At 39.3% G+C, this 8,623-nt stretch carries 8 protein-coding genes; 1 reads left to right on the forward strand and 7 read right to left on the reverse strand.

The window, feature by feature from the left end; all coding sequences use genetic code 11:
- Nucleotides 1–379: 379 nt before the first annotated feature.
- Nucleotides 380–508, reverse strand: coding sequence for a hypothetical protein (locus DK187_RS21520; RefSeq protein WP_261599301.1), 129 nt, complete (start codon nucleotides 506–508; stop codon nucleotides 380–382).
- A 152-nt stretch (nucleotides 509–660) separates the two neighbouring features.
- Here DK187_RS21520 and DK187_RS20620 point away from each other — a divergent pair, with 152 nt between their 5' ends.
- Nucleotides 661–1,554 carry a BrxR family transcriptional regulator gene (locus DK187_RS20620; RefSeq protein WP_111609179.1) on the forward strand — a complete coding sequence of 298 codons (894 nt, stop codon included), beginning with the start codon at nucleotides 661–663 and terminating at the stop codon, nucleotides 1,552–1,554.
- Between the two features lie 552 nt (nucleotides 1,555–2,106).
- Here DK187_RS20620 and cas6f read toward each other — a convergent pair.
- The 6 genes from cas6f to DK187_RS20650 form a co-directional block, all read right to left on the reverse strand.
- Entirely contained in the window at nucleotides 2,107–2,697 is a 591-nt protein-coding gene (gene cas6f, locus DK187_RS20625; RefSeq protein ID WP_111609180.1) for a type I-F CRISPR-associated endoribonuclease Cas6/Csy4, read from the reverse strand.
- Entirely contained in the window at nucleotides 2,697–3,725 is a 1,029-nt protein-coding gene (gene csy3, locus DK187_RS20630; protein ID WP_111609181.1) for a type I-F CRISPR-associated protein Csy3, read from the reverse strand. The genes cas6f and csy3 overlap by 1 nt, the downstream gene beginning before the upstream one ends.
- Nucleotides 3,703–5,649, reverse strand: coding sequence for a type I-F CRISPR-associated protein Csy2 (locus DK187_RS20635; RefSeq protein WP_162623574.1), 1,947 nt, complete (start codon nucleotides 5,647–5,649; stop codon nucleotides 3,703–3,705). The genes csy3 and DK187_RS20635 overlap by 23 nt, the downstream gene beginning before the upstream one ends.
- Nucleotides 5,650–5,762: 113 nt before the next feature.
- Nucleotides 5,763–6,914 carry a TniQ family protein gene (locus DK187_RS20640; RefSeq protein WP_111609183.1) on the reverse strand — a complete coding sequence of 384 codons (1,152 nt, stop codon included), beginning with the start codon at nucleotides 6,912–6,914 and terminating at the stop codon, nucleotides 5,763–5,765.
- 287 nt (nucleotides 6,915–7,201) lie between these two features.
- Complete coding sequence (locus tag DK187_RS20645; RefSeq protein WP_111609184.1) at nucleotides 7,202–8,071, reverse strand: HNH endonuclease; 870 nt, start codon at nucleotides 8,069–8,071, stop codon at nucleotides 7,202–7,204.
- Nucleotides 8,064–8,570 carry an AAA family ATPase gene (locus DK187_RS20650; RefSeq protein ID WP_111609185.1) on the reverse strand — a complete coding sequence of 169 codons (507 nt, stop codon included), beginning with the start codon at nucleotides 8,568–8,570 and terminating at the stop codon, nucleotides 8,064–8,066. The genes DK187_RS20645 and DK187_RS20650 overlap by 8 nt, the downstream gene beginning before the upstream one ends.
- Nucleotides 8,571–8,623 lie beyond the last annotated feature (53 nt).

The following is an 8,623-nucleotide window of genomic DNA, read 5'->3' on the forward strand; positions in this document are numbered from 1 at the left end:
GAGTGATGAAGATTTTATGATCATCACTATATATTGACATTGGTTGCTCTAAATGGATAGCCCTTATGAATATACAGTATAGTTTTAAGCAGCGTGAATGACCAAGTGAATTTTTGTAACAGGTAGGATTTCCGATTTTTCGACCAAAAATGGGGCGGGGTTCAGGAATGATGAACTCAAGGGTAAAGTAGCGAGATCAACCACTTATCCACGGAAAACGCTATGCTCAATAAAACCAAGAACACAATAAAGAAAGCAGCCAAAGGCCATATAAAAAAGGATTATTAGCCTTTTAACTGGAAAAAGAATATGTGACAAAAAAAGGCCAGTGATGACGAGTCAACTGGCCTTTTCATTTTAGTAAATTCACTTAACTGCCCTATTTTCCTGAAGATTTACTTGGTTTTAAGTCTGGGGTATTACCAGGAGTTTTTTTATTATCCCGGCGACGCTGATCTGTTTTTCCTGTTGATTTAGCTTTGGGTTTCGGACCTGGTTTAAGAGCCATGATGATTTTCCTTTTAAGATAATTGAGTGTTTGTAAGTAATTAGTACAAATTCATTTGCACTAATTACAAACTATACATGATCATTATGATGATGTAAATAGATCGTTATGGTGATATATTTGCACCAATAAAACCATGAGAGGTATGAATTATGAATCGATTAGATCAGTTACCCAAAAATGTATATGATCGATTGGAGTATTTGGAGTTTATGTTGAGATTTCGAGGCTGGATCTCTAGGTCTGACCTAACTGACCGCTTTGGACTAGGTGAAGCTGCCGCTACGCGCGATATTCGTTTATATAAAGAGTTATCACCAGATAATTTAAAACTAAACCAAAGCTCGAAAAAGTATGAAATATTGGATGATGGCTTCCACCCTATATTCGCCCTTCCAGTCCAATCTGCGCTTTCAAAATTACGCAAACGCAATATTTGTGATGCGCTTGGCATAAGTGGTTCTAACGGCTCTTTCAGCCCTGTAAGATTAGTTCTTCCTGATGTGGATCTATTGGCGACGATTACTCGAGCCATTTCTGTGGGTGCCCAACTTAGGACTGTTTATCGCTCTGTAAAGAATGGGCGGTCAGTAAAAAATTTGGTTCCTCACGCATTATTTGATAACGGTATTCATTGGTACATGAGGGCTTTTGATCTCGATAAAAATAGTTTTAGATCCTATGCTTTAACACGAATCTGCAACGCTCATATTGATCGGCAAGTTAACGAGCACCCCGATTTAAAGCTAAAGGATTTTCAATGGAGTCGGATGGTTTCGGTAGAGTTGACACCACATCCTGATAGAAAGAATGTTCCTCACCCTGAAACTATAGAATATGATTTCGATATGAAGGATGGCGCACTCAAACTCATGGTAAGAGCTGCGGTAGTGGGCTATTGGCTACATTACTGGAATGTAGACTGCACGGAAGATCATAGCTTAAAGGGGTATAATTACCAGCTATGGTTGCGTAATCATCAGACTTTGTATGATGTTGAGAGTCGCGGCATTGCACCTGGTCTATCAACTTACGATCAAGATTAGCATTTTTTAAATAAACGTCAGTGCATACTACATATTAGGGAGGGGCAACTTAATTTTAAGCAATATTGGGATTAATATCTCATATTATATGAATACCCTATCGATGCTTCATTCTATTAAAACCCATTATCAAATAATGATGTATAATTTCACTTACTGCTATTCCTTATCATTTAACAATGTTTCTTACATAAATTATAAACAATAGAAATTGCCCATCCGTGGGCTTTATCTACCTTTTCGGTAGGTTTATGTTCATCGTTGCGGAATCTTACTTCCAGTCCTAATCTCAGCTGCCTATGCGGCAGGACACACCCCAATACGACAGAGGGCAAGATGCATGCATTTACCAGCTGCCTATGCGGCAGGACACGCAAAGAAACGATGAAGTTAATCGCGGATGGTTTTTCCAGCTGCCTATGCGGCAGGACACTACAGCAAAGTTTAAAAATAGTCTTAATTTACAATAATATAGACCAACTTTATACAAAACACCTAATTTCTCAGGTTGTTTATAAACATTTGATTTTTATGCGTTTTATTTCTACCAAATTAGATTGGTAAAAGCGCTTGATACCGCGAGTTCGTTGATAATCCATAAGAGCATGTATTAAAGATATCTTCTTTTTTCGGAAAATCAATTTCATACCTTTGAATTTTCAGCATATAAGCCCTACCAGATTGTGAGCTATCCATTGGTATTGAATGGTAAAAATCAACTTCCTTTAGTTGAGCGTCAACAGGATTGAATTCTTCGCCTCTTGCAAGTGCCCTTTTCTTTGCTCTACGAAGCCTTCTAGCCTTAGCTGCTGGTGTTAGTTTGTCTATTGATTGATTTCGAACGTATTTAATACATGTGTTTGATTGTTCAAGAATAGTAGGATCGCTTATTTCAAAAAGTCCATTCTCTGTCATCACTTGATAATACGGCTGCTGAATCAGTGTATTAAGTTGATCCACTAGAGGCGAGACAAACATTAGCTGGTTGCCAACGCTAGTTTGAGACCATTTAGGAAAAGATACAGCAATATTTGAAAGGCTATGCCTGCTCATAAAACCATGCAGCACCTTAATACATCGCCCAGCCAATAAAGCATGATCACAACTCTTCGGTAAATAGGTAAGCACAACACCATACAACATCAACTTTTAGCTCCTTGAAACATTCCCCCTTTCACGAGTACTGACGCAATGAAGTGGATATCAGGATTTATACTCGCGGTAGAAGTTGAAGCCGACAATTCTTTTAAATAGGACGGTAGTTTTTGTAGCAATTGGTAAAAATCGCGCTTTGTCTGAGGGTGACGCCGGGCAATTAAATTTACCTGATCAGCAGCATATTCACTTACTCTTAAAGGGAAATCGCAATTTTCATCCCACCAATCATCGATAATTTGTATTCCCGCCCCTATCTTGTCGGCATTAAAACAAGCAGTCATAACACCATCTATGTCCGTTGTAAGGAGCACTTTACTCGCGGCACTTTTATTGTCGTTATCTACGAAACACTGACTTGGAAAGACTTCTGCGCAAAAAGGCATTTTAACTTCTGCCCAAATATCACAATGCCAAACATAACGAGTATTAGTCAGTGCTAGTGCTAACTCAGAAGCAAGCTTGTCTAGTTCGTGATTTTGACTATCTGGCCACTCAGAGTCCCAATACAAGCGGTGAGCATTAACAAAACTAAAATCACCTCCTTCACTTGTTTTTACAAACACGTCAAAAGCATTACCTTCCTTGTTACGCCATAACCAGGTTCCCATAGCAATATTTTTCGCGTAACGCCTAGCTAATTCGATATAGCCTCCTTTGTCAGCATAGGCGCTAACAAAATCAGAAATATTACTCTTAACTGACTGATCTGAACAACGATCTGGCACTAATGAGTTTGCACAAACTCGAATAGAGAAACGGCAAACGAGACATTCTGCTACTGGCGGCAAATAGCAGGTATCGACAGTATGCGGGTTACCCATAGAAAGGTTATGTAATGTGGCAGATTCCTTAATACCCTTTGATGTATGAGCTTCGCTGAAACCACTTTTACTACCTCGAATTTTAATACGTTCAATTGGTAAAGGTAAAAGTTGCCCATCTCGGCGATAGTAAAAAATCGCCTTGCTAGGGTTAATTGATCGCTTATAGCTAAGTTGATTGGGAAGTTGCATTTGATTCTCCACAAACTGGGCCTACTTGTAATGTAGTACAGCTTTGAGAGATAGGCAGGTATTGCCAAAAAATTTGCTTTTCAATATTACTTGCAGCTCTTATCACGTCTATGCTGCGCTCACGCGCGCAAAGGCTCATAAGTGGCTCACAGAATGCATGAATACCAGAAGCTACATCACGAGATTTGATAGGCTCTAAAAGTCTGTAACCCACTAAGCAAAACGACAATTTATCTTTCTGCTTTAAAAGCTGTAAATTCGAGGATAAGTCAAAACCGCTGTCTCTAACCGGTGCCAGCCAATTTCCATCAAAGAGATTTAGAGCTATGTAATGCTTCAAACTGTTTGAATCATGAACCAACTCGGCCCATTCAGTTTCTTCATATAAAAATGGCGGATGAAGAGAGCCGCCCCACAATCGCTCTGGTAGAACTTGCTTAAGTAGCTCTACGTCAAGCTTATCTGTAAAACCAGAGTGTCTATTAAGTTTAACCACTATCGAGAACTTACCATCAAAACTGCACTCTGGAACAATGCCGCTTCGCCTAATCCCCAGATCCTTTTCAGGAATACTGTAGGCGGGTAACTTATTTTTATTAATTACTTGATATTGGTTACAGTGCAGCGCGAAGCTTTCGACACTCACTTGTGGGTAGCAATCTATTAACTGCCTTTCGAAACGATGCAAGAAACCATATAATCCAATCATGGATGGCATCCCAGCCACGTATGGATTATTTAAACCGTTAGCCTCAGTGAGTCTGAGATTCTTTAAAACGATATACAATTCTTCTTCATTGTCAGATGTAACCTCAGCATTTATTGAAAACGCTCTTTCAAGAATACTTGCTAAACGCTTTTGAGTTACTCCTAACAATCGCTGATGATAGCAATAGCTTCGAGTATATTTATTATGCTCGAGTACACCATGAAGCTTTCGATTTAAATAGCGTGAGAAGTCTTGTAAGTCTGTCTCTTTTGACCGAAGAAAGTAATGCTCTTCATCGCTTAGCTTGCTTGTTTCAGTCGCTTCTTTACCAATGAGTTTTAATCGTAAAAAGGGTGCAATCCATTGACTTAAAACATCATCTAATTGCTTCAATACCAAAAGACGAGCGCGTCTTTTAAGTCTTAGCGAAGTATAAGTATCAACATCTATGATCTCACGATAAATACTGACAGCTGGCTTGCAAGTAACTGGATAGACATTAAAAACCTCCTGCTGCTCAGCATAGGAGGATTTCGTCGCAGACCTACGCATCAATGGGGACTGTTTTATAAAGCGCATATGGCCCCCCATACAACCACACAGAACGCCTAGCGCGCTAGGATGAGGAAAACTCAGTGTCTGCATAGGAACGCCTGAAACTCTTTGAATGAGCAACTGATCCACATGAGACGCCACAGGGGTAACAGTTAAGTAATGATTGTCTTTGTATGGAAACAATAATTCATGGGTGTGCTGATCAATCTCTTCAGGAAAATGGCTACCTAAGAATAGCTCTTGGAGCTCTTGCTTTATTGAATACCAAAATGCCTTGTTTATCCCTAGCTTGTACGCGGCCTTACGCCAAATCACGTCATCATCAAGCCATACAGAAACTAGAGAATGCTTACTGCCTCGCCATAGAAAAGTACTGGTGAGCATTCGACCAATTCGATAGTCACTGCTATTCCCCGCCCAACCAAACTCGGGTAACTCTCCGCTTTTAGGAATAACTCGTATTTGGTGTTTTAAGCTAACACGCGAATCTGGCCATTTAAGGTTGTGCGTATGCAGTTGCGAGGCGACTTTGCGAAACTTAGTCCAAAAAAGATCGCTATTTAAAGTCATTTTAGCATTTTGAATATTATCCAACCGACATTCAGCTTTGCTGGTTAAGTTGACCAAGATAGCTAGACACAGCAGCTCTTGATCAGTCACATCAACCAAGTCCGAATTCAACTCAAATAGCTTTTTAGCGATATCGTTAAAGTCTTTAAGGCAAAGTGAGTTGTCTGATGAAAGCAGTGCTTGAAGTGAGTTCATAAAAACCGCTACCACGCTGATTGGCTAAACCGATATTTAGAATAGGACAATGCCAAAGAAGCAACATCTCTTATGCGAAATACAGGGTTGTGAGACTCCAACTTACCTTCATTTCGTAGCCGCCGCCCCACAACTAAAATCCCTGACTCATAAAGTCGATATATGTCATCAAGCTCAGAACCGGTAATAACAGCAGCCTCTCTAGCGGACACAAGAGTATCGCCAATATTTGCAATCGTTGAACGTGCTTTATTGGTCGCTATAGTGATAACAGCGTCGGCTATGAACTCTTTAATTTTTAATGGCAAGCAACTAATTGCAGAGATATCATCTAGAAAATCATTGGATATCTGAGAGAACGATAACTTATTTGGCTTCTCTGTTGCCAGCAGTAAATTTTGCTCGATTAAACCCTTTAGATACTCATCAATATGACGACGTGGATCAACAATGAAATCCTCATAAGCTAACAAAGGAAAAAACTTATCTGATAATACGAGCACTGCTAATTTTTCGGAAAGTGAGCAAGAACCAATTGCTTCATACAGCGAATCATCACGCCAGCTATCAAAACCAACCTCTCTATGTGAGTTTTCTAACAAATTCTGACCACAGATGCATCGTCCAGGGTCTTCAGAGTTCATGTAGTTCAAAGGGATATGACATGAAGGGCAATTTCTTAGCAGTTTAATGCCATGCTTCTCGCAGCACTCAACCTTGTTGATGTGCCAATCAAAACGTACATAGTTCGATTCATTCAAGCATACTGGGCAGATAGGGATAATCGTCGAACAAAGAAAACTTCTGGGGATAATGATCTGTTTATAACGAACCTCGGCATACAGTCCAAGGTCTACAGCGTTGGTATGCTTGAAGCAGATATCCAGTAATGAAAAACGTAACAGGCCGACCAACTGCTCAAGTAATTGAATCGCCTGTACACGCTGGGCGCTGCTTTGCTTTGCGTGATAGATGTTTACTGCATCAAGAGAAAGTGGAAATGCACCAGCAACAGTTGGATGGTGCTCTTCTAGCCAAGACTTAACTTCAATTAAAAGGTCACTGTAATTCTCAAAGTGATTAGCTCTGCATAGTCGGAGCAAAGCACTCTCAAGGGTTTCATCTTGATGAAGATCAATAGAGTTTGGTAGGAAGCTCATAAGAAAACCTATTTTCTAAGATATACTTAGAAAATAGGTTATAACTGGAATAAGTCAAGAAATATAGGCAGCATATAAGCAAGCCTTAGTTAATTATCAATATGGCATCAAATTTTTTATTTCATACACTATGACTGTGCTATCGGATGAACTGCTTTTAGGTGAATTTGAAGCAGCAACATGTGATACGAGTACTGAGAAACAAGAGCCAAAAAATCGACTAACCTAGAAGTAAAACCGCTTAAAAATTACTGTCTGATCTTAGCCAATTTAATCTATTAAGAAATTTAGTTTGAAAGATGAGTGATCAAAGCCTCGTACATACCATGCTGCCAATGATTTACCGACTCACACTCTTCTAAAGCAGGCTCAAGTATATCCTCTATAATTTCTTCGACAGGAACACCTTTCCTTAAATTTCTATTTATTTGCCCAAGAACAACCTTAAGGTGTTTTGCAGCTTGTGTTCTGAAGCGTTTAGACAAATCAAAATCGACAAAATACTTTTCAACTCTACTTCTATCGATATCAGACCAATTTTCGGGAGCAGCAACATGATACTCAAAGACACCAGGATCAGATTCATCATCACCGGAAGTATAAGTAGCATGAACCCATTGCTCATTAAAAAAATGCTCGGCGTCTAGATATGGATGAATGATCTGATCCTTTTCTAAAATAGCAAAGCCATGACCTTTATTCCCCATATTACAGTCCCTGCAAGCCGGAACTAAATTATGAGGTAAGATCGAAAACTGTGGAAAATGACTTTTAGGTAAGAAATGATCAACATTGCGAGGCGTTCCAATACCGCTACAAAAAGGACAGCTTTCTTTCGCTGAATTTAGTATCGCATCATATACGTCTCTAGCAGGCTTTCCTTTAGCAGCAAAATACTGTGTATAAAGTTTCTCGAGTTCTGACTTTGTTAAGGGGCCAATAACACTAGGATCTTTGACACGAGTTGTATCTAATGCAGGAATTGCAAAGAGCTGAGATGAACTTGCAGCTGTCTGATATTGTTGCATATATGGTAAAAATTTTTGGCGTTCACTTTTTACCATATTTTTTAAGTCATCCAGACCTGTAATACCTTCAATACATAACCCTAATACATCATCAAAGTTATACCGATCAAGCACTTCAAGCTTAATCATTATTGCTTTCCTTATCGCGATCAGCAATCATACCTTTTAAAATTGCACGTCCCTCATAACCAATTTGATTACGGTATTCTTGAAGAATTTCTTTATATGCTTTACCACTCTCAACAGATTTCTTAAGCATTTCATGAAAGCCAGATTGCTCAACTTCAAGGCCAAAAACTTCGCTTGTCAATGTGCCTAAATTTTCAGCAAATGTTTCAATTTTTGGCCTATCAACAATGGTGTTTACGCCTTGTCGGTAGACTTTCCAAACGCAATTCTTAGGGATTTCTTGTAGTACAACAGGAGAATGAGTAGCAATTATCGATACACCATTCATTGTCAAAAGTAGATCAGACAAAGCCCGAATGAATGCTGCAAGTAAAGGGGGGTGAAGATGACTTTCGGGTTCGTCTATTAAAACTAAAGTTTTTTCCTGGACTGTAGCCACAAGCTTAGTAATGGTTAGTAACACTATTGAGTGTCCTGAACTCAAGGTAAGCGATCTTATATTAGCCCTCTAAAACGATACTGTCAGTTCTGCTAATCTAGCTTGCTTTCGGC

Source organism: Marinomonas arctica (assembly GCF_003259225.1).
GTDB lineage: Bacteria > Pseudomonadota > Gammaproteobacteria > Pseudomonadales > Marinomonadaceae > Marinomonas > Marinomonas arctica.

Excerpts from the sequence above, each read along its gene's own strand:
- cas6f (WP_111609180.1), bottom strand. The coding sequence starts at position 2,697 with ATGTTGTATGGTGTTGTGCTTACCTATTTACCGAAGAGTTGTGATCAT.
- DK187_RS20640 (WP_111609183.1), bottom strand. The coding sequence starts at position 6,914 with ATGAGCTTCCTACCAAACTCTATTGATCTTCATCAAGATGAAACCCTT.
- csy3 (WP_111609181.1), bottom strand. The coding sequence starts at position 3,725 with ATGCAACTTCCCAATCAACTTAGCTATAAGCGATCAATTAACCCTAGC.
- DK187_RS20620 (WP_111609179.1), top strand. The coding sequence starts at position 661 with ATGAATCGATTAGATCAGTTACCCAAAAATGTATATGATCGATTGGAG.
- DK187_RS21520 (WP_261599301.1), bottom strand. The coding sequence starts at position 508 with ATGGCTCTTAAACCAGGTCCGAAACCCAAAGCTAAATCAACAGGAAAA.
- DK187_RS20645 (WP_111609184.1), bottom strand. The coding sequence starts at position 8,071 with ATGATTAAGCTTGAAGTGCTTGATCGGTATAACTTTGATGATGTATTA.